This is a genomic window from Allocatelliglobosispora scoriae (assembly GCF_014204945.1).
In the GTDB taxonomy this organism is placed as follows: Bacteria; Actinomycetota; Actinomycetes; order Mycobacteriales; family Micromonosporaceae; genus Allocatelliglobosispora; species Allocatelliglobosispora scoriae.
In genome coordinates, this window is sequence record NZ_JACHMN010000002.1 from 3,422,086 (window position 1) to 3,441,980 (window position 19,895).

At 69.6% G+C, this 19,895-nt stretch carries 14 protein-coding genes; 3 read left to right on the forward strand and 11 right to left on the reverse strand.

Annotated elements, in window-relative coordinates:
* Positions 1 to 47 precede the first annotated feature (47 nt).
* The 6 genes from F4553_RS21235 to clpB form a co-directional block, all read right to left on the reverse strand.
* The gene (locus F4553_RS21235) at positions 48 to 854 is read right to left on the reverse strand and encodes an SDR family NAD(P)-dependent oxidoreductase (RefSeq protein ID WP_184838590.1); all 807 of its coding nucleotides are present in this window, start codon (positions 852 to 854) and stop codon (positions 48 to 50) included.
* 12 nt (positions 855 to 866) lie between these two features.
* Positions 867 to 2,063, reverse strand: a complete 1,197-nt coding sequence (locus F4553_RS21240; protein ID WP_184838592.1) for a preprotein translocase subunit SecD family protein — start codon at positions 2,061 to 2,063, stop codon at positions 867 to 869.
* 97 nt (positions 2,064 to 2,160) lie between these two features.
* Complete coding sequence (locus tag F4553_RS21245) at positions 2,161 to 2,781, reverse strand: hypothetical protein (RefSeq protein ID WP_184838594.1); 621 nt, start codon at positions 2,779 to 2,781, stop codon at positions 2,161 to 2,163.
* 60 nt (positions 2,782 to 2,841) lie between these two features.
* The gene (locus F4553_RS42515) at positions 2,842 to 5,478 is read right to left on the reverse strand and encodes a phosphatidylglycerol lysyltransferase domain-containing protein (protein WP_184838596.1); all 2,637 of its coding nucleotides are present in this window, start codon (positions 5,476 to 5,478) and stop codon (positions 2,842 to 2,844) included.
* Positions 5,479 to 5,489: 11 nt separating this feature from the next.
* Positions 5,490 to 6,806: an alpha/beta hydrolase gene (locus tag F4553_RS42520; protein WP_184838597.1), complete on the reverse strand. Its 1,317-nt coding sequence runs from the start codon at positions 6,804 to 6,806 to the stop codon at positions 5,490 to 5,492.
* Between the two features lie 33 nt (positions 6,807 to 6,839).
* Positions 6,840 to 9,419 (reverse strand): ATP-dependent chaperone ClpB, encoded by a 2,580-nt coding sequence (clpB, locus tag F4553_RS21260; protein ID WP_184838599.1) that lies wholly within the window; start codon positions 9,417 to 9,419, stop codon positions 6,840 to 6,842.
* Between the two features lie 195 nt (positions 9,420 to 9,614).
* Here clpB and F4553_RS21265 point away from each other — a divergent pair, with 195 nt between their 5' ends.
* Positions 9,615 to 10,046, forward strand: coding sequence for a hypothetical protein (locus tag F4553_RS21265; RefSeq protein ID WP_184838601.1), 432 nt, complete (start codon positions 9,615 to 9,617; stop codon positions 10,044 to 10,046).
* Between the two features lie 107 nt (positions 10,047 to 10,153).
* Here F4553_RS21265 and F4553_RS21270 read toward each other — a convergent pair whose 3' ends face one another.
* The 4 genes from F4553_RS21270 to dnaK form a co-directional block, all read right to left on the reverse strand.
* Positions 10,154 to 10,567 carry a heat shock protein transcriptional repressor HspR gene (locus F4553_RS21270; RefSeq protein ID WP_184838603.1) on the reverse strand — a complete coding sequence of 138 codons (414 nt, stop codon included), beginning with the start codon at positions 10,565 to 10,567 and terminating at the stop codon, positions 10,154 to 10,156.
* On the reverse strand, positions 10,560 to 11,774 hold the full coding sequence (dnaJ, locus tag F4553_RS21275; protein ID WP_184838604.1) for a molecular chaperone DnaJ: 1,215 nt from the start codon (positions 11,772 to 11,774) through the stop codon (positions 10,560 to 10,562). The genes F4553_RS21270 and dnaJ overlap by 8 nt, the downstream gene beginning before the upstream one ends.
* A gap of 67 nt (positions 11,775 to 11,841) precedes the next feature.
* The gene (locus F4553_RS42525; RefSeq protein ID WP_312875298.1) at positions 11,842 to 12,555 is read right to left on the reverse strand and encodes a nucleotide exchange factor GrpE; all 714 of its coding nucleotides are present in this window, start codon (positions 12,553 to 12,555) and stop codon (positions 11,842 to 11,844) included.
* Positions 12,556 to 12,638: 83 nt separating this feature from the next.
* Entirely contained in the window at positions 12,639 to 14,474 is a 1,836-nt protein-coding gene (dnaK, locus tag F4553_RS21285; protein ID WP_184838608.1) for a molecular chaperone DnaK, read from the reverse strand.
* A gap of 191 nt (positions 14,475 to 14,665) precedes the next feature.
* On the opposite strand from dnaK, the gene F4553_RS21290 reads away from it, so the two are divergent.
* Together F4553_RS21290 and F4553_RS40195 are read left to right on the forward strand one after the other, a co-directional pair.
* Entirely contained in the window at positions 14,666 to 15,949 is a 1,284-nt protein-coding gene (locus tag F4553_RS21290) for a GTPase domain-containing protein (protein ID WP_184838610.1), read from the forward strand.
* Positions 15,946 to 17,328 carry a GTPase gene (locus F4553_RS40195; RefSeq protein WP_221469963.1) on the forward strand — a complete coding sequence of 461 codons (1,383 nt, stop codon included), beginning with the start codon at positions 15,946 to 15,948 and terminating at the stop codon, positions 17,326 to 17,328. The genes F4553_RS21290 and F4553_RS40195 overlap by 4 nt, the downstream gene beginning before the upstream one ends.
* 81 nt (positions 17,329 to 17,409) lie before the next feature.
* Here the strand turns inward: F4553_RS40195 and F4553_RS21300 are convergent, their stop codons facing one another.
* Positions 17,410 to 19,827 (reverse strand): hypothetical protein, encoded by a 2,418-nt coding sequence (locus F4553_RS21300; RefSeq protein ID WP_184838612.1) that lies wholly within the window; start codon positions 19,825 to 19,827, stop codon positions 17,410 to 17,412.
* Between the last annotated feature and the right edge of the window lie 68 nt (positions 19,828 to 19,895).

The following is a 19,895-nucleotide window of genomic DNA, read 5'->3' on the forward strand; positions in this document are numbered from 1 at the left end:
GGATCGCCTACATCGACCCCTCAGAATCGTCACCGAGAGTCATCTTGCTACTGAGAGTCACCAACCGTACGCCCCAATCGAGAGGCTCCACGGGCCGAAAACCGGTGCAGGAGAGAGCGTGGAGTGAGCTTCAAGGCCGTCACGGCAACCTTGTATCGCACGCTCGGCACACTCACCAATTTACCTTTACGCAGATCTCGAAGTGCGGCCTCGACGACGTCATCCGCCTGCAGCCACAGGAAGTCCGGCATCTTGCCGGTCGAGATCCCCGCGCGCTGGTGGAACTCGGTCCGCGTAAAACCGGGGCATAGAGCCATGACCCGGACACCGCGCGAGCGGCTCGCCATCCCCACCGCCTCGGAGAAGCTCGTCACCCACGCCTTGCTCGCCGGGTAGGTCGAGCCGGGCATCGTCGCGGCGAAGCCGGAGACCGATGAGACGTTGATGATCTCGCCGGAGCCCCGGGCGAGCATCGCCGGCAGCGCGGCGTCGGTCAGGTGCAGCACGGCGAGCACGTTGAGCCGCATGAGCTGCATCTCTTCTTCGAGAGTGGACCGCAGGAACGACTTGTTGAGCGAGAGGCCCGCATTGTTGACGAGCAGGTCGATCCGCTGCTCCCGCAGCACTCGCTCGACCGCGGCGAGTCCTTCGTCGGTGGTGAGATCGGCCACGAGCGTGGTGGCCTTGATCGAGTGGCGCCCGGTCAGCTCGGCGGCGACGGCGTCGAGCCGCTCACCGTCCCGGGCGACCAGGACGAGGTCCTGGCCGGCCCGGGCGAGGTGATGGGCGAAGGTCGCCCCGATGCCCGCCGTCGCACCGGTGATCAGAGCTGTACCAGGGTTGGACGGTGCCATCGGGGCATCACCTCACGGAGTTGGTGGCAGCCAGCCCGGCGCGACCTTCTTGAAGAAGGCGTTCGCGGCCGGCAGCGCTAGGAGCACGGCTGTCGCAATGTAGCCCAGCAGTTGCAGCAGGGACAGCCCTCCGCCGGTCGCCAGGAACCAGGAGGGGAAGGCGTCGAGCTGCGCCTGCGCGAGCTGTGCCTGCACGTCGTTGGTGCCGTTGGTGGTGAGGTTGATCCCGCCGATCCCGAGGTAGAAGACCGACGAGCAGCAGTCGCAGAGGACCGCGAGGCCGGAGACGACCCAGGTCGCGATGCGGGCGCCGTTGCTGCCCCGGAGCAGCCCGTAGGCGAGCCCGGCGAGCACCACCGCGATGAGGATCGTCACGAACATGCCGCCGATGTAGGAGGCGCGCATCTGGGAGACCGCCGAGTCGATGTCGGACCGCGACGCCCCGATGATCCGAGCCCGCTCCTTGAACCGGTCGACCGTCGAACCCATGCTCGCCAGGGTCAGCACCGACTGGCCCAGCCCGCAGATCGCCAGGATCAGCAGGATCCCGGCGGCGGCCGCGACCACGCCGGGTCGCTTGCGCGGCGGCTGGACCGCGGCCGGTTGCGGCGGCGCGGGATAGGAGGGCGGTGGTGGCGGGTAGACGGGTGGCGGGCCGCCCGGGAAGGCCTGCCCGGTGGCGGCTCCCGTCGCCGAGGCGGCGGCTCCCGCGGCGGCACCGGCGGCTGCAGCGGCGCCGGGAGCCCAGCCCGAGCCGTCGTTGCCCGTGCCCGCCCCGCCCGCCGGGTAGCCGGCCGGCGGCCCGTCACCGCTGCCGACGGCGCTCACGGCCGGGCTGCTGGCACCCGGGACATAGCCGGTCCCGGCATCGCCGAGGCTGCTCGCGCCGGTGGTGTAGCCGGAGTCGGTCCCGGGCAGGAAGCTCCCGCCGGGTGGCGGCGGCGCATCCCCGACGCCGGTCGCGCCGGTCGGCCGCTCACCGCTCGCGGGCGGATCAACCACCGGTGGGTACGCCGGTGACGCCGTCGGATCGAATGAGGTGGGCGGCTGCCATGCCGGTGGTGCCGTGATCGGCTCGTCCCCGGACGACGTCTGGCCGGCGGCGTCGGCGAGCGCCTCGGCGCCGACCGGCTCCACCGAGGGTTCGGTGGGTGGTCGCCACGCGCCAGGGTTGGCGGTCGGGTCGACCGGTGGTTCGTTCGTAGACATAAGACAATCCCCCCGAATAGTCCGATTAGTTCGAACCTACTCGGGGGGAGTCGCACTTCGTGGCATGATCACCGCGAAACTCTCGCGCTGGCACGAGTTACACGATCGGACCCGCCGGGGGGACCCACTCGGGCTCGGGGCGGCGGAAGTAGGCGTTCGACGCGGGCAGCGCCAGCAGGACGACGACGGCCAGCGCGAGCAGCAGCGCGACGACCGCGAGCCCGATGCTGGTGGGGTCGACCCAGGTCGGGATGTATTCGCTGAGCTTCTCCTGGACGACCTCGGCGTCGACACCGCCGGAGTTGGTGGAAGTCAGCGAGCTGCCGGTCGCAGCGCTGCCGGCCGCGAGGGCGTTGCAGCAGATCGCGAGGCCGCCGAAGACCCAGGCGGTGATCCGGGCCCAGTTCTTGCCCTTGCCGACGAAGATCGCGAGGACGAGGTAGATGACCCCGATGACGGCACTGATGCCCGCGGTGCCGTACATGACCGCGAGCACCAGGGGTGCCGTGGTCTCGGCGACATCCCGCTCCATGCCACCCGCCACATAGGCGTCAGCGATCTTCTGCGCATCGATCGATGCGAACGAGATGACTCCGAGCACCACGCTGGCCAGCGAGAGCAGCGCCATGGCCCAGAGCGACAGCGACGCGACGGTGACCGTGGACGGTCGGGACGGCTGGTCGGTCGGCGCGGAATACTGAGGGGTTACGTAAGACACGAAGATTCCTCCCTACATCGGCGGTCAGCGTATCCGCTGCTCGCCACCGGGAGTAGCGCTCTACTCCTCGGGCCGCTTCAGGAAGCGCTGGGTCAGCCGGAACATCTGCCCCGGCGTGACGTGCGGCAGATAGGCCTTGCCGATCGCCTGGCCGATCGCGGGCAGTGCCGCCGGATCCGGGTAGGTCATGTACATCGGCTCGTAGGACGGCTGGAACTTCGCCTTGAAGTTGAACAGCGACCGGAAGCCGTAGACGGGCTCCAGCGTCCGGCCCGCGACATCGAGCATCCGCTGCAGCGCACCCGGCTGCTCGCCGCGATCGAGCCTGGCCAGCGGCGCCCCGGAGAGGCTGAGGAACTCCGCGCCCTCCTTCTGGAAGCCGAGCGCGGCGGAGGCGATCAGGAACTCCATCACGCCCCGGAAGCCGTCGGAGCGGCGCCGCATGAAGTCCAGGGTCCACCCCACGGGACGGCCGTCCCGATAGACGGGCATCCAGCTCGTCACGCCGTGCACGGTCCGGTCGGCGTCGACCGCGACCAGGCAGCGCACGTGCTCGTCGGAGAGCTCGTCGAGGCCGCCCAGGGTGAAACCCATCTCGGGCAGGCCCTTGTCGGCGACCCACTCCTCCGAGATGGAGCGGATCTGGTCGGTGATCGACAACGGCGCCTTGGCGTAGGTGAACCACTCCGCCGTCACCCCAGCCTTCGCCGCCTTGTTGAGCGCGGTGCGGATGTCCTGCCATTTCTTCCCGGTGAACTCCAGGTCCTTCAGGGGTACGACGGTGTCCTCCGCGACCTGCACCGAGCGCCAGCCCATCTGCTCGGTGACCCGATTGCACTCCTCGGTGACGCTGTAGAGGCACGGCGTCCACCCGTGCTCGTCGCAGTAGGCGGAGAATTCGCCGACCGCCGCCGCCCGCGAGGCCGCCTCGCCGAAGGGCTCGCCGGTGGTGAGTGCGACCGAGCCGATGACGCGATAGGCGAGCGCCGCCTTGCCGTCCCCGGTGAACCAGTAGTCGTTGCCCGGCCAGGTCGCCATGTAGGACAGCGTCGAACCGCCCGACTCCAGCACCCCGCGCGCTTTCGCCTTCGCACCCTGCGGGCTCAGCTCGCCCGAGCGCCGGAAGGCGAACAGCAGCGCGACCAGGGTGACGACCCAGAAGATCGCGCCGATGCCGCCCGCGAGCAGGCGAGCGCCGCGCCCCGCCGGCACCACGTCGGCATTGAAGAGTCCGAGGTACGCCGGGGGCAGGAACCGGGCCGGCAGATCGCCCAGCAGCGCGCCGAACGTGGCCGGCGGATCGAATTGGTCCCGGATCGCATAGCCGATGAGCAGGTAGGCGAGGCTCGCCAGCACCAGCCCGCCGCCGACGATGATGCCGAGCCGCCGCAGCGCCGGGCGCGGGATCGCCAGATCGAAGTGGCGCCGGGTGAACAGCAGCACGATCAGCGTGACGAGCGGCAGGGCGAGCGGCGTGAGCGAGTCCCAGAGGAAGGCACCGGCATCCGGGATGTCCGCGCGGTCGTTCACCATCGCTTCGATGACGAACCAGGTGGCGAGGCCGATCAGCGCCACGTTGATGCCGAGCGCCAGCCACCAGGCGAGCCGCTTGCCGCGCCGCAGCCCTTCGGCGATGACGAGCAGTGCCAGTGCGGGCAGGATCGACATGATGAAGCCGGTCGGCCCGGCGAAGACATCCTCGGCGCGCAGCTGCCGGCAGTCGTCGGCGAGTGTCGGGTCGGCGCAGATCCCGGCGACGGTCGCGGCGTCGGGCGGCGGCGAGACGAAGAAGTCGTTGTAGGTGGCGAGCGGCCCGATCGGCATCGGCACCAGTGCCGCGACCAGGGCGCCGAGGGCGGAGACGGCGACCACCAGCGCCACCAGCACCCGGGTCTCGGCATGCGACGAGCCGTAGAGCCGGGGACCACGCCCGGCTCCTGCGCCCGCAGCCGACGCCTCACCGGGAATCACCTGGTCAGCGCTTGATCCCCGCAACTCTTGAAGAGTTGCGGGGGTCGTGGTCGTCGTCGTGGTCGTGGGGGCTCGGCGGTGCAGGAGCAGCCAGCCGGCGCCGAGACCGACGGCGGCGCCGGTGGCGCGTACCACGTCGTGGAGGAAGCCGACGTAGAGCGCGGCGACGAGCACGACACCGAGCAGGACGAGCCGCGTACGCCGACGCCAGAGCGCGGTCATCCGGAAGCTGAAGGCGAGTCCGACGCCGAAGACCGCGGCGGCCGGGGTGATGCTGATGTCGGAGGCGAGGTTGCCCAGCCAGCTCTCGTCGTCGATGCGCGCGGCGACCCAGACGACGCCGAGACCGAACAGCGCGCCGCCGACCTGGCTGACGACGAGCAGCAGCCCGGTCATCCGCCAGCCCAACCGGCTCTCGGCGGGCGCGACGAGCAGCAGATAGATCGCGGTCACGACGAGGTAGGCGGTGAAGCCCTTCGCCCACATCCCGCCGGTGAGCAGGGTCCACCAGCGGCCGTCGGCGAGCGCCGGTACGCCGAGGCCGATCCGGTCCAACAGGCTCTCCGAGGGTCCGCGCAGGATGCTGCGCGTGGCGAGACCGATGACCCAGAGCGCCACCACGACACCGATCGTGAGCGGGGCTCGGCGGAGAATCGCCAGCCCGGCGTCGAGCGTGGCACGCCACCGCGACGGCGCCGCCGCTTCGGGGGAGACGAGTTCGGTCACCACACGCTCCTTCACTGGCTGCTCAGGTGGGTTTGGCGGGCGAGCCAGGGCAGGTTCTGTTCGAGGCCGCCGCCCCAGACCCGCCAGTCGTGCCCGCCGTCGATCTCCATATACGTCACGTCCATGCCGGCGGCCTTGCACGCGGCGTAGACCTCCTTGGCCTGCGGTAGGTAGGTGCCGTCGCTCGTCCCGCCGACGATCACCGCAGCGGTGTCGGGGAACTGGCGGGTCTTCATCACGTCGAGCGGGTTGACCTTCGCGAACGCGGCCGCGTCACCGCCGAAGGCACCGTCGATCGTCTTCTCCCTGCTGCCGAGGGTGGGTTCGCTCTGGCCGGAGATGTCGATGAAGCTGCCGTACACGTCCGGTGCGTTGACACCCATCTGCAGGGCGCAGGTGCCGCCGTGGGAGAACCCGGCGAAGGTCCAGTTGTCGCGGCCCTGTGCCACCTGGAGCTCGCTGTTAATCCAATCGGGCACGTCCTTCGCCAGATAGGTCTGCGCGTTGCCGAGCTTGGAGTCCAGGCAGAGCGGGTTGGCGAAGGAGCTGCCCAGGTCGTCGGGGATGACGACGACGGGTGCCAGTCCCTTGTGCGCGGCGGCGAAGGCGTCGAGCTTGTCGACGAGCTGCCCGGAGATGAGCCAGGACTCCGGCTGGCCGGGCTGCCCGGCGACGAGTACGAGCACCGGCAGCAGCGGCCGATGCGCGGTGACCTGGTACGCGGGCGGCAGGTAGACGTAGGCCGACCGCGCCTTGAAGCCGGAGCGGGTGCCGGGGATCGTCACCTTGGAGACGGTGCCCTTCGTGGGCATCGTGGCCGGTGGCTGCCACACGTCGGCGAGGAAGCCGCCCGGCGGCGGGGTCACCACGCCGGTCGCGGGCTTGTCGACCGAGCTGAGTTCGACCGTCTTGGAACGTGTGACCCCGAGCGCCGTGCCGAGCGTCGGGTACTGCCCGTAGAAGCGGTTGATCTGCGCACCCGCGCCGATGAAGACGAGGATCGCGGCGAGCGCGGCGGCGATCCAGCCCCACCAGCGCAGCCGGGGCAGGCGGCCGACGGCGAGACCCAGCCCGGCGAGGGCCACCCAGGACCAGAGCAGGTTCTCGGTGGGGATCTCGTCCGTGAAGAGCTTCGCGACGTTGGTGACCGCCCACGATCCCGCGTAGACGATCACCCCCGCCGACACGATCACGACGGGAGCGATGATCGCCCACCGCCTCGGGTAGGGCGGGATCGCGATCAGGGCGATGAAAGCGGCGACGCCGAGGATCGTCAGCGCCGCCGGCAACCAGCCCGTGACCAGCGATAACTTCCACACCTCGTCCACAATCGGACGTTATCGCGGATTAGAGAATGTAACTCACTTTATCGACAAATGATCTCCATCGAGCGTGACGCGTACCGTATCGCCATCCTTGATCTCCCCCGCGAGCAGTGCTCGCGCGAGCTGGTCGCCGATCGCCGTCTGCACCAGGCGGCGCAGCGGGCGGGCGCCGTAGACCGGGTCGTAGCCGTGGCTGGCGAGCCAGCGCATCGCGTCGTCGCTGAGCTCCAGCGAGAGCCGCCGGTCGGCGAGGCGCTTGCGCAGCCGCTCGGTCTGGATGCCCACGATGTAGCCCAGGCCCTCCGGCGACAGCGCGTGGAAGACCACGATGTCGTCGAGCCGGTTGAGGAACTCCGGCTTGAAGTGCGAGCGGACCATCGCCAGCGTCATGTCACGCCGCTGGTCCTCACCGAGGGTCGGATCGGTGATCACCGACGAGCCGAGGTTGCTCGTCAGGATCAGGATCGCGTTGCGGAAGTCGACCGTGCGGCCCTGCCCGTCGGTGAGACGGCCGTCGTCGAGCACCTGGAGCAGCACGTCGAAGACGTCCGGGTGGGCCTTCTCCACCTCGTCGAGCAGCACCACCGAGTAGGGGCGCCGCCGGACCGCCTCGGTGAGCTGGCCGCCCTCCTCATAGCCGACATAACCGGGAGGAGCGCCGAGGAGCCGGGCAACGGAGTGCTTCTCCGCATACTCGCTCATGTCGATGCGAACCATCGCGCGCTCGTCGTCGAAGAGGAACTCCGCCAGCGCCTTCGCCAGCTCCGTCTTGCCGACACCGGTCGGACCGAGGAAGAGGAAGGAGCCCGTCGGCCGGTCCGGATCGGCGACACCGGCGCGGGAGCGCCGCACGGCGTCGCTCACCGCAGCGACCGCCTCCGGCTGCCCGATGACCCGAGCCGTCAGCGACTCCTCCATCCGCAGCAGCTTCGCCGTCTCGCCCTCGAGCATCCGGCCGGCGGGGATGCCGGTCCAGCTCGCCACGACACCGGCGATGTCGTCGGGGCCGACCTCCTCCTTCAGCATCGCGCCGTTGTTCTGCAGCGCCGCCAACTCGGCACCGGCGTGAACCAGCTCCTGCTCCAGCTCCGGGATGCGGCCGTAGCGCAGCTCGGAGGCACGGCCCAGATCGGCGTCGCGCTCGGCCCGGTCGGCCTCGCCGCGCAGCGTCTCCAACTGCTCCTTCGCCGCCGAGATCGCCTGGATGTGCGTCTTCTCGTTGAGCCAGCGCTCGGTGAGTGCGGTCAGCTGCTCGCGCTTGTCGGCGAGCTCGGCACGCAGCCGGGCCAGCCGGTCCTGGGACGCCGGATCCGTCTCCTTCGCCAGCGCCATCTCCTCGATCTCGAGACGGCGTACCGACCGCTCGATGACATCGACCTCGACGGGGCGTGAGTCGATCTCCATGCGCAAGCGCGACGCTGCCTCGTCGACGAGGTCGATCGCCTTGTCCGGCAGGAAGCGGTCGGTGATGTAGCGGTCGGAGAGCGTCGCCGCCGCGACCAGCGCGGCGTCGGTGATCCGCACGCCGTGGTGCACCTCGTAGCGCTCCTTGAGCCCGCGCAGGATGCCGATGGTGTCCTCCACCGACGGCTCGCCCACGACGACGGGCTGGAAGCGGCGCTCCAGGGCCGGGTCCTTCTCGATGTTGGCTCGGTATTCGTCGAGCGTGGTCGCGCCGACCATGCGCAGCTCGCCGCGGGCCAGCATGGGCTTGAGCATGTTGCCCGCGTCCATCGAGCCCTCGCCCTTGCCCGCACCGACGACGGTGTGCAGCTCGTCGAGGAAGGTGATGATCTGGCCGTTGCTGGAGGTGATCTCCTCCAGCACGCTCTTGAGCCGCTCCTCGAACTGGCCGCGATATTGCGCACCGGCGACCATCGCACCGAGATCGAGGCTGACCAGGCGCTTGTTGCGCAGCGACTCGGGAACGTCGCCGCCGACGATGCGCTGAGCCAGGCCCTCCACGATCGCGGTCTTGCCGACACCGGGCTCGCCGATGAGCACAGGGTTGTTCTTGGTCCGCCGGCTGAGCACCTGGATCACCCGGCGGATCTCCGAGTCGCGCCCGATGACCGGATCGATCTTGCCGTCACGGGCCTTGGCGGTGAGGTCGACGCTGTATTTCTCCAGCGCCTGATATTGCTGCTCGGGATCAGGGCTGGTGACCCGGCGATCGCCGCCGCGGATCTGCGGAAACGCCGCGACCAGCGTCTCCTCGGTCGCGCCGTGCTCGCGCAGCGTCTGCCCGACCTGGCCGCCCACCTGGGCGAGACCGGCCAGGAGGTGCTCGGTGGAGACGTATTCATCCCCGAGCGGCCGGGCGATCTGCTCGGCGGCATTGATCGCGTTGACGAACTCCCGGGACAGCGAGGGCTCGGCGACGCTGGACCCGTGCGCACTGGGGAGCTGCTCGACCGCGCGAGCAGCGGCCCGGCGCACCTCGGCCGGGTTGGCCCCGGCGGCGCGCAGCAGGCCCGAGGCGGTCGAGCCGCCGGTGTCGAGGAGGGACAGGAGCAGATGCCATGCCTCAACGGTGGCGTGACCGCGCTGGGTAGCGATGGCAACGGCACCGGTGATGACTTCACGGCTCTTCGTGGTAAGTCGTTGAGTATCCATCGAGAGTTGAGTCTACCGGACTCAACTCCGGAGGGCCACTCCGGCGCCGACTGTCACCTTTGCGCATTCGAGAAGTAAGTCAGTAACGGGTTGATGACGGGTATTCCATTCAGGCCCGCCAGTGGGTTACCGTGCGAGCCGCAGCATCGCGGCTGTGTAGCAAGAAACACACAGCGTGACCCAGGAGCATTTGGCGTGAGCGTCTCACCAGCGGTCTTCCGCGGATTCGTGAACCCGGTCGATCCCAGGCCGGGTGAGTTGCGCGCCTGGGCATATGCCCCGGACTCCGTGCCCCTGCAGGCCATGCCGCCCGACTGGGACCTCCTCGTCTCCGGCGACCGCCTCATCGACACGCTCTTCGACCTGGCGCTCGACCCGCAGTGCCCGGCCCGCCGGTTCGCGCTGCACTGCCTCTACATCTACGCCGCCGATGCGATCCGCACCCAGTTCCGCGCGCACCCCCGACGCAAGCTGCGCAAGCTCGTCGAGACCGCCGAGGAGGAGGGCGACGACCTGATCACCACGTGGGCGCACAACACCCGCATGCTGCTGGCCAGGCCGGACCTCTTCAATTACCACGACTGGTGCGAGGGCGGCCTGGTCCGCCACGGCAAGCGCCTGGCCTGAGCTTTCGCTTCACCAAGATCGTCGCAACTCTTGAAGAGTTGTTGCTTCAGGCCGCCAGGCCTTAAGAACAACTCTTCAAGAGTTGCGACGATCTTGAGGTGCGGTGATCAGTAACCCGGGGGCTGGCGCGGGCGCCAGACGACCACTGCGGTCGACGTCCGGCTCGTCGGGATCAGGTCCCGGCGCGGATAGGGCGACATCGCCTCCAGCTCGGCAACCCGCTGGTAGGCGGCGTGCGCCTCCTCGCGGAGCTCGGCCATGCGCTGCTGAAGCTGCAGGACGAGCTGCTCCAACTCGATGATCCGCTTGATGCCGGCGAGGTTGACGCCGTCGTCCTGGCTGAGGCGCTGGATCTCGCGCAGCAACTCGACATCGCGGACGCTGTAACGCCGCCCGCCACCCGCCGAGCGGCCGGGCTGCACCAGGCCCATCCGGTCATACTGCCGAAGGGTCTGCGGATGCATGCCCGCCATCGCCGCCGCCACCGAGATGATGATTACCTTGGCGTCGATCTCATCCATGGGAACCTCCCTCGCTGTGCAGCCTCTGCTCGTCCAGTCGATGCTCGGCGATCGTCTCGATGTGGCGTCGCGGCGCCGGGGAGGTGTGCTCGGCGAACTGCAGCAGCGCCGTGCGGGCCTCGGCGGAGACGTTGGCGGGAACCACGATCTCGACCGTCACCAGCAGGTCGCCGACCTGCCCGTCCTTACGGGCAACACCCCTTCCGCGTACGCGGAGGGTCCGCCCCGACGGGGTCCCGGCCGGTACGCGAAGGGTCACCGCACCATCCATCGTCGGCACCCGCAGGTCCACGCCGAGCACGGCTTCGGGGAAGGTCACCGGGACCGTCAGCGTCAGATCGTCGTTGACCCGGCCGAAGAGCCGGTCGGCTTTGACCCGGGCGAGCACGTAGAGGTCGCCGGGAGGGCCACCCCGATCGCCGGGCTCGCCCCGTCCGGCCAGCCGGATCTTCTGCCCGTCGGCGACACCGGCCGGGATGCGTACGTTGAGCGTGCGGGTCTTGGTGACACCGCCGGTGCCGTGGCACTCGGGGCACTTCTCGTCGACGACCTCACCGGCACCGGCACACTCCCGGCACGGCTCGGAGAAGCTGAAGGAGCCCTGCGAGCGGGAGATGAAGCCGCTGCCCCGGCAGGCCGGACACGTGTGCGGGCGGGTGCCCGGCTTCGCGCCGTTGCCGTGGCAGGTGTCGCAGACGCCCGGTGCTCGTACCGTGACGGGCATCGTCGTGCCGCGGACCGCGTCGGCGAAGTCGAGCTCGACCTCGGTCTCGACATCGCGTCCCCGGGCCGGACCCGGACGGCCGGCACCCGCACCGCCGGGCGCGCCGCCGGAGAAGATCGAGCCGAAGAGGTCGGAGAAGCCCGCCCCGCCGAAGCGCTGGTCGTTGCCGTTGCCGAAGAGGTCGTCGAAGGACTGACCGCCGGCGGGCGCACCGCCGCCGCGCGCACCACGCCGGAACGCGCCCGCATCGAACAGCGAGCGCATCTCGTCATATTCGCGACGCTTGCGGTCGTCCGAGAGCACGTCGTAGGCCTCGGAGACGGATTTGAACCGCTCCTCGGCAGCCGGGTTTCCGGGGTTGTGATCCGGGTGCAGTTCGCGGGCGAGCTTGCGATAGGCACGCTTCACCTCGTCGGCCGTGGCCGTTTTGGCCACGCCGAGCACGGCGTAGAAGTCCTTCTCGAGCCAGTCCTTCGAGCTCACGCTTCCACCTGTCTAGCGGCGGGTGACAAGGGGTGAGCCCCGGGGGCCACGCCCCCGGGGCTGTCGTTCATTCGGGCGCCGCCACGGCGACCATCGCCGGACGCAGCAAGCGCTCGCCCAGCAGATAACCACGCCGCATGACGTCGACGCATGTCGGCTCCGTGACATCTGCCGAAGGCAGGTGCGCGACAGCCTCGTGCCGGTTGGGGTCGAAGGGGTCGCCCTTCGCTCCGAATGCGGTCAGCCCGAGCTTCGTCACGATCGCCGTGAGCTGCTCGGCCACCGATCCGAAGGGCCCGGTCAGGTCCCCGTGCTCCCGAGCCCGATCGAGATCGTCGAGCACCGGCAGCAGTGCCACCAACGTGTCCGCGGTCGCCTTCTCGGAGGCCGCAGCCTGGTCGCGCTTCACCCGTTCGCGGTAGTTCTTGTACTCCGCCGCGACCCGCTTGATGTCGACCTGAGCCTCGTCCAGCTGCCCGCGCAGCAGATCCAGCTCCATCCCCAGCAGGACGGACCCGTCCGAGTCGTCCTCGGTGGCAGCGCTCGGAGCCGGTGCCGCATCAGCAGCCGCGGGCTCCGACACGGCGGCGGGCTCAGCCGCAGCCGGAGCGTCGTCGGAAGCCGCAGCGGCCACCACGTCACCCTCGACTATGTCGCCTTCGACGACGACGGACTCCGCCGAGCTGACCGTCTCAGCCGCGGCGGTCTCCCCGCCGGTGCCCTCAGCGGGACCGGAGGCCCCGGGGAGAACGGAGTCGGTAGAAGAATCGGGAGTTCCCACAGGAGCAACCTTCCGCTTGTCACGAATCACGATCCGCTCGCCGGGGTCTTCACCACCGACGAGCGGATCGCCACCAGCTGAAGTCACTTCTTCGAGCCGTCGTCGTCGACGACCTCGGCATCCACCACGTTGCCGTCGGCCTCGGGCGCCGGACCACCGGCAGCACCGGCACCGGTCGGCGGCGTCTGGCCGTAGAGCTGCGAGCCGGCCTCCTGGGAGACCTTCTCCAGCTGCTCGTGCGCAGCCTTGATCTTGTCGATGTCCGTGCCGCCGAGGGCCGACCGCAGGTCACCCAGCGCGTCGTTGATCTTCTCGCGGGCCTCGGCCGGGAGCTTGTCGCCGCTCTCGGCGAGGAACTTCTCGGTCTGCCACTGCCGCTGCTCGGCGACGTTGCGGACCTCCGCCTCCTCCTTGCGACGCTTGTCCTCGTCGGCGTGGTCCTGCGCGTCACGCATCATCCGGTCGATGTCGTCCTTCGGCAGCGCGGAGCCGCCGGTGATCGTCATCGACTGCTCCTTGCCCGTGCCGAGGTCCTTGGCGTTGACGTGCACGATGCCGTTGGCGTCGATGTCGAAGGTGACCTCGATCTGCGGCACCGAGCGGGGCGCGGGCGGCAGGCCGGTCAGCTCGAAGGTGCCGAGCTTCTTGTTGTAGGCCGCGATCTCGCGCTCGCCCTGGAAGACCTGGATCAGCACGGACGGCTGGTTGTCGTCGGCCGTGGTGAAGATCTCCGAACGCTTCGTCGGGATCGTGGTGTTGCGCTCGATGAGCTTGGTGAAGATGCCGCCCTTGGTCTCGATGCCCAGGCTCAGCGGGGTCACGTCGAGGAGCAGCACGTCCTTGACCTCACCCTTGAGCACACCGGCCTGCAGGGCGGCGCCGACGGCGACGACCTCGTCCGGGTTGACGCCCTTGTTGGGCTCACGGCCGCCGAGGAGCTGCTTGACCAGCTCGGTGACGGCGGGCATGCGGGTGGAGCCACCGACGAGGATCACGTGGTCGATGTTGGCGGTCTTCATCGCCGCGTCCCGGATCGCCTGCTCGAACGGCGCCTTGCACCGGTCGAGGAGGTCCTGGGTGATGCGCTGGAACTCCGAGCGCGACAGCGTCGTGTCCAGGTGCAGCGGCCCGTCGGGACCGGCGGTGATGTAGGGCAGGTTGATGCTGGTCGTCTGGGCTGCGGAGAGCTCGATCTTCGCCTTCTCCGCCGCCTCCTTCAGACGCTGCATCGCCATCTTGTCGGCGCCGAGGTCGATGCCGTGCTGACCGCGGAACGTCTTGATCAGGTGGTCGATGACCCGGTCGTCCCAGTCGTCGCCGCCGAGGTGGTTGTCACCGGCGGTCGCCTTGACCTCGATGACACCGTCACCGAGCTCCAGCAGCGAGACGTCGAACGTGCCACCACCGAGGTCGAAGACGAGAACCGTCTGCTCCTTGGTGCCCTTGTCCAGGCCGTAGGCGAGCGCGGCGGCCGTCGGCTCGTTGACGATGCGCAGCACGTTGAAGCCGGCGATCTCACCGGCCTCCTTGGTCGCGGTGCGCTGAGCGTCGTTGAAGTAGGCCGGAACGGTGATGACCGCATCGCTGATCTGCTCGCCCAGGTAGGCCTCGGCGTCGCGCTTGAGCTTCATCAGCACCCGCGCGGAGATCTCCTGCGGGGTGTACTTCTTGCCGTCGATGTCGATGGACCAGTTGGTGCCGACCTCACGCTTGACCGAACGGATGGTCCGGTCAGGGTTCGTCACCGCCTGGCGCTTGGCAACCTCGCCGACGAGAACTTCACCGTTCTTGGCGAACGCCACGATCGAGGGGGTCGTGCGGGATCCCTCGGCGTTCGCGATGACGGTGGGCTCGCCACCCTCAAGGACGCTGACCACCGAGTTGGTCGTCCCGAGGTCGATGCCGACCGCACGTGCCATGTTGAGTTCCTCCAGGTAGAGCGCCCCCGACCGGTCCGTAGTCGGCCTGTCGACACGGGGCGAACGTCTAAGTTGAGTGGACCGGACTCAATACTGACACATCTTCGGGCGGGGTGCCCACAGGGGGTCCGTCACAGTTGAGTCAGGGACAGTCAACTCACGGTGGGTCTTGACCGCTTAGTCTTAGTCCCGTGACGTCCAGCAGCTCGGTCCGCCCACCGGCCCCTCTGCTCGCTGTGGTCGGGGGTCCGACCGGCGCGGGCAAGTCCACGCTGGTTAACAGCCTGGTCAGGGCACCCGTCAGCCCCGTCGGAGTGCTGCGGCCCACGACGCGTACGCCAGTGTTGATCTGCAACCCCGCCGACACCGCGAGGGTGCACCGGCACGGGCTGCGCCCCATCGGTGCCTCGCTGCTCCCGCTCGGCATCGCCGTGATCGACGCGCCGGACATGGATTCGATCGAAGAAGCCAATCGGCCGGTCGCCGAGGAACTCTTCGCAGCAGCGGATCTGTGGCTCTTTGTGATCACCGCCACTCGTTACGCGGATGCGGCTGCGTGGCGGCACCTCGAGGTGGCCCGGGCCCGGGGGGTGGCGCTGGCGGTGGTGCTGGACCGCGTACCCGTCGAATCTGCTCCGGAGATCGCCCGCCACCTGCGTGAGCTGCTCGGCGAGCCCGCGCCGCCGCTCTTCGTGGTTCCCGAGTCCCGGCTCGACCGGCAGGGCATGCTGCCGGAGAAGGTGATCGCGCCGCTGCGCGACTGGCTCGCCGCCGTGGTGGCCGGGCCGCCCGCCGAGCCCGAGTGGGCCGACGAGCCCGCCTCGACCTGGGAGCCGACCGACTGGCTCGCGCCCACGCCGCCGGCGCCCTTCGACCTGTCGACGGAGCCGGTGGAGAGCGGTCGCGCCGAGCCTTCTCTCGTCGACGACCTCGAACTGCCGACCGAGCCCGAGTCGCCGACCGAGGACGGACCGTGGGGCGAGGACGAATCGGCCGTCGAACCTGAGGCCGTCGAACCCGAGGCCATCGACCCCGAGGCCATCGAGCCTGAGGCCATCGAGCCTGAGGCCATCGAGCCTGAGGCCATCGAGCCTGAGGCCGTCGAGCCTGAGTCCGGCGTGGCGGCCGAGACCGTCGATCGGGGCGATGGCCGCGCCTCGGCGCGGACCCGCAACGCCTCCGGCCGCTACATGGCCGAGCGCCCGGCGGGCACCGCCTCGACGCGCCCGGAGGCCGCTGAGCCCGTGTCGGATGAGGAGCTCCCCGACACGGCCACCCCGGAGGAAACCATCGAGGTCACGGCTGCGGCGGCTGCGGACGGCACGGACGACGCGACGAATCCCACGCTTGACGGACTCGACGATCCGACGCCAGTCGGCGAGACTGTGGACGGTAAATCCCGGCCGACACCCCAGCCGGTCGGAGCGGGTGGACCCTCCGAAGGACCGCCGACAGATCCCGGAGGCCAGGCATGAGCAAGCGAAAGGCGCGAATTCCGCGCGCCGCCGATGCGCCTCCGGTGACGGCCTCCAGCGTTCACGCCAAGATCGACACCGTGCGGGCCATCCTCGACGCCGTGCACGAGCACGTGCCGAGCGATCGCCTCGCGGTCGCCCGCAGCACCTCGTCGCGGGCGCTCGCGCGGCTCGACCTCTCCCTCAGCCACACCACCGTCGCTCTCGCCGGGACCACCGGCTCCGGCAAGTCCAGCATGTTCAACGCCTTCACCTCCCTGGACCGCTCGCCGGTCAGCGCGCTGCGGCCGACCACGGCCGAGGCCTACGCCTGCGTCTGGGGCGACAAGGACGGCGGTGAGCTGCTGCTGGACTGGCTCGGTGTGCAGCCTCGGCGCCGATTCGTCCGGGAGAGCGCGCTCGACGGCAACGACGAGGTGGGCCTGCGCGGCATGGTCCTGCTCGACCTGCCCGACGTCGACTCGATCCAGCCCTCGCACCGCGCGGAGGTGGACCGGCTGCTCGACCTCGTCGATGTCGTGGTCTGGGTGACCGACCCCCAGAAATACGCCGACCTCGTCGTTCACGACGGCTACCTGCGGCGGCTCGCCGCGACCCGGGGCGGTTTCATCGTGGCGCTCAACCAGACCGACCGGCTGCTGCCGACCTCGCTGCCCCAGGTCGCCGGTGACCTGCGGCGGCTGCTCGACGACGGCGACCTCGGCGAGGTGCCGCTCGTCGCGACCTCCGCCACCGACGAGGTGCCCGGCCCGCCCGGCGCCGCCGTGGCCCGCCCCAAGGCCACCTTCCGCACGAAGCCCGGTCCCGGCCCTCGGACCGGCCCGCTCGCCGCGTCCGGTGTCGGCATCGCCGGTCCCTCCGGCATCCGGCAGCTCCGCGAGCTGCTCGAACCCGCCGTGGTCGGCCGCCGCGCGGTGCTCGAGCGCCTCGACACCGACCTCAGCTATGCCCTCGACGAGCTCGGCGACATGTTCGCCGGGCAGGCCCCGGCCGTCAGCCCGAGCGTGCTGGTCGAGGGCTTGATCGCCGCTCAGGGCGTCAAAGAGAAGATCACAAGCTCAGTCGACCGGTACGCGACACTCAGCTCCGCCGGCCTGCCGGAGCCGTGGCCGGAGGCGATCGCCGAGGCGGCCCGTCGGCGCCTGTCCGAGCTGCCGCTGGCCCTGGAGCGGGCGGGTGAGCGAGCGCTCGCCTTCGACCGCAGCAGCGGCTGGAAGCGGGCGATGGGTGCCGTGCTCCCCGCCGTCGGCAAGAAGAGCCAGGAGGGCCGCGATCGACGCCTGCGCTCGGAGTACGGTCGGGTCGCCGAGGACTTCGTGGTCGGACCGGTCCGCAGCGTCGTCAGTGGATACTCCGCCGCCCGAGCCGCACTGAGCTGACCGAACGTCGATCGGCGCCCGGGATCATTCCCGGGCGCCGATGTCGTTCATCCGGTCCGGAGCGGCGATCCGCTCCCGGCCTCACCGCCTCGTCGACACTCCGCTGATCCCGGCGGTGCCGGCGGAGCGGGCGGTGATCGTGGCGGCGCTGGGTCGCAGGGCGTTCGGATCGCCGCCGGTGAGCGGCCAGATCACGAAGCTGCCCACCACGTCGACGATCACGTTGGTGCTGCCGTTGTAGTTGTAGATGTTGATTCCCCGGTTGGGTCCGATCACCGTGATCGAGGCGTTCGCCACGGTCTGCCCGGCGACCGGGTTGAGGTTGGAGACCGTCGGCTTCGGCAGCCCGGCGACCTCGGCCGGCCAGAGCGTGAGATAGGTGCTCTTGGACGGAGCCACCGCCGTCACGTTCATCACCAGTGCTCTGGTATCGGCCCAGGCCACGGTCATCGCGGGCGTGATCTTCTTGATCGTGTTGCCGCCGAGGGTGCCGGCTCCGCCGAATCCGCTGCGGGTGTCCGCGATCCGGGTCGGCGGCGCGGGCTGGAACCGAAGGCCGCCGTCGAGGATGCCGTCGTCGAAGTAGCCGACGATGTCCACGATCACGTCGACCCCGGCGAGCGCGCCGTTGTAGATGCCGATCATCGGCATACCGGTGCACTCGGGATCGATGTCGCACTCGCTCACCGGCACGATCGCCATGTTGGGAACCGTCTTGCCGGTCGCGAAGTTCAACGTCGAGGTCCCCGGCCGCTGACCCTCCTTGCCGTCCCAGGCCGTCAGGAAGCCACCGCCCTTCGGCGACGCGGCGGTGATGTTCACGGCCCACGCCGTGATGTGCGGATTAGCGCTGCTCTCGAAGTCGAGGATCAGGTGGAAGTCCTCGAGGCCGCCGAGCTGGACGCCCCAGTCCTCACGGGAGTCGAAGACCCGCTGAGCGTTGAGCGGGTGGTACTGGCCGCCGTCGGCAGCTCCCGAATCCGCCTGGTAGTAGCCCACCACATCGGCGATGACGTGGGTGTTCCCGGACGCGTTGAAGAAGCTGACCTTGCCAGTCGCGCCGACTGCGGCGGTCACGGAGTTGGCGCCCGTCCAGCCCTTGGCGAAGTTGAGCGACGACACGGTCGGCCGGGTGGATCCGGTGGGGTAGACGGTCAGATAGCCGTCCGTGGTCGGCGCCGTCACGGTCACGTTCAGCACGACGGCGGTCACCCCGCTCGCCGGTACGCCGCCCACGCCCAGCACCGACAGCTGGACCTGGCCGCCGGGCCCGATCGGGGCCTTCGGCGTACCCAGCCCGGACCGGGTGTCCAGGATCCGCTGCGGCGGCAGCTGGTGATAGGTCGAGATCTCACCGGAGATGCCGTAGACCTCCAGGCGGGCATCGACCACCTGGCTGAGGTTGTTGACCGGGAATCGGTAGCTGACCCCCTCCGGCCCGATCGCCGTGGGCTTGACGGTGAAGCTGACCGAACAGGTCTCGTCCTGCGCCAGAGTCTTGCCGGAGCAGCCGTCGGTGACGACCGCGAAGGGGCCTTTGCCACCGATGAAGGTCCCGGCGCCGAAGGTCACCCCGAGCGGGCCGTACGCGGTGAACGTGACGGTCTCGGGCGCCGAGGTCACGCCCACCAGCCGGTTGCCGAAGTGGACGTTGCCGGGCGTCGCGTAGACATGGCGCGGATCGAGGGCACCGATGTTCAGATCGACCGAGATCCCGCCCAGGGCCACGTTCGCGGCCAGGGTGAGCTTCGCAGGCGTGTTGTAGGTGCCCGTCGGGAACGGGGTGATCGTGATGGTGCAGGTCTCGCCCACGTTCAACGTCACGTCCGTGCAGGTGTTGCCCGTGATCGGGTAGATCCCGGCACTCGTGCCGGAGACCGTGGCAGCGCCCAGGGTCACGGGTGCGCCGCCCGCCGGGGCGAAGGTGACCGACTGCGGCGGCGCCTGCTGACCGGCCCATGCGTTGTTCCAGGTCAGCACCGACGTGTCGGTGCTGATGCTGCGGTATCCCAACGCGGAGTGCCAGCGGATCTCCCCGGTGACGCCACCCGGGCAGAGCGTGTCCGTCAGGCTGTAGGTCGCGGCGAAGCCGGCTATCTCCGTCGGCGAACTCCAGGTGAGTTCATGGATGGTGATGGTGCCGCTGTCGTCGCACCATTGGCCGTTGGCGTGTGTGAGGCGCATGCCGTGCGAGCTCGGATCGGCGTTGGGCTGCGTGGTGAAGGTGCCCACCCCGAGCGTGGAGCCGGTCGGCGGCACGACATAGAACCTGATGTTGAAACGATCGTCGCCGAGACCCATCAGGTCGAGCATGACGTTGCCCTGGTAGGTGCTGACGCCCAGGTACATATTCGGCGCCTGGACGGCCTCGACGTTGCGGTAATACCCCGACGCGGTGAAAGCGGTGTAGGTAGCGGCGGCATGGGCGGGCTGCGGCACGACTATGGCTGCCGTGATCAGCGTCAGAACGCCGAGAAGTGCTCGAAGAGGAGTGCGCAAGGTGGAGACCCCGTACATGTTGTGCGTATGTAAGACGGCGGGGCGGGTCCAGAGATCGACCCGCCCCG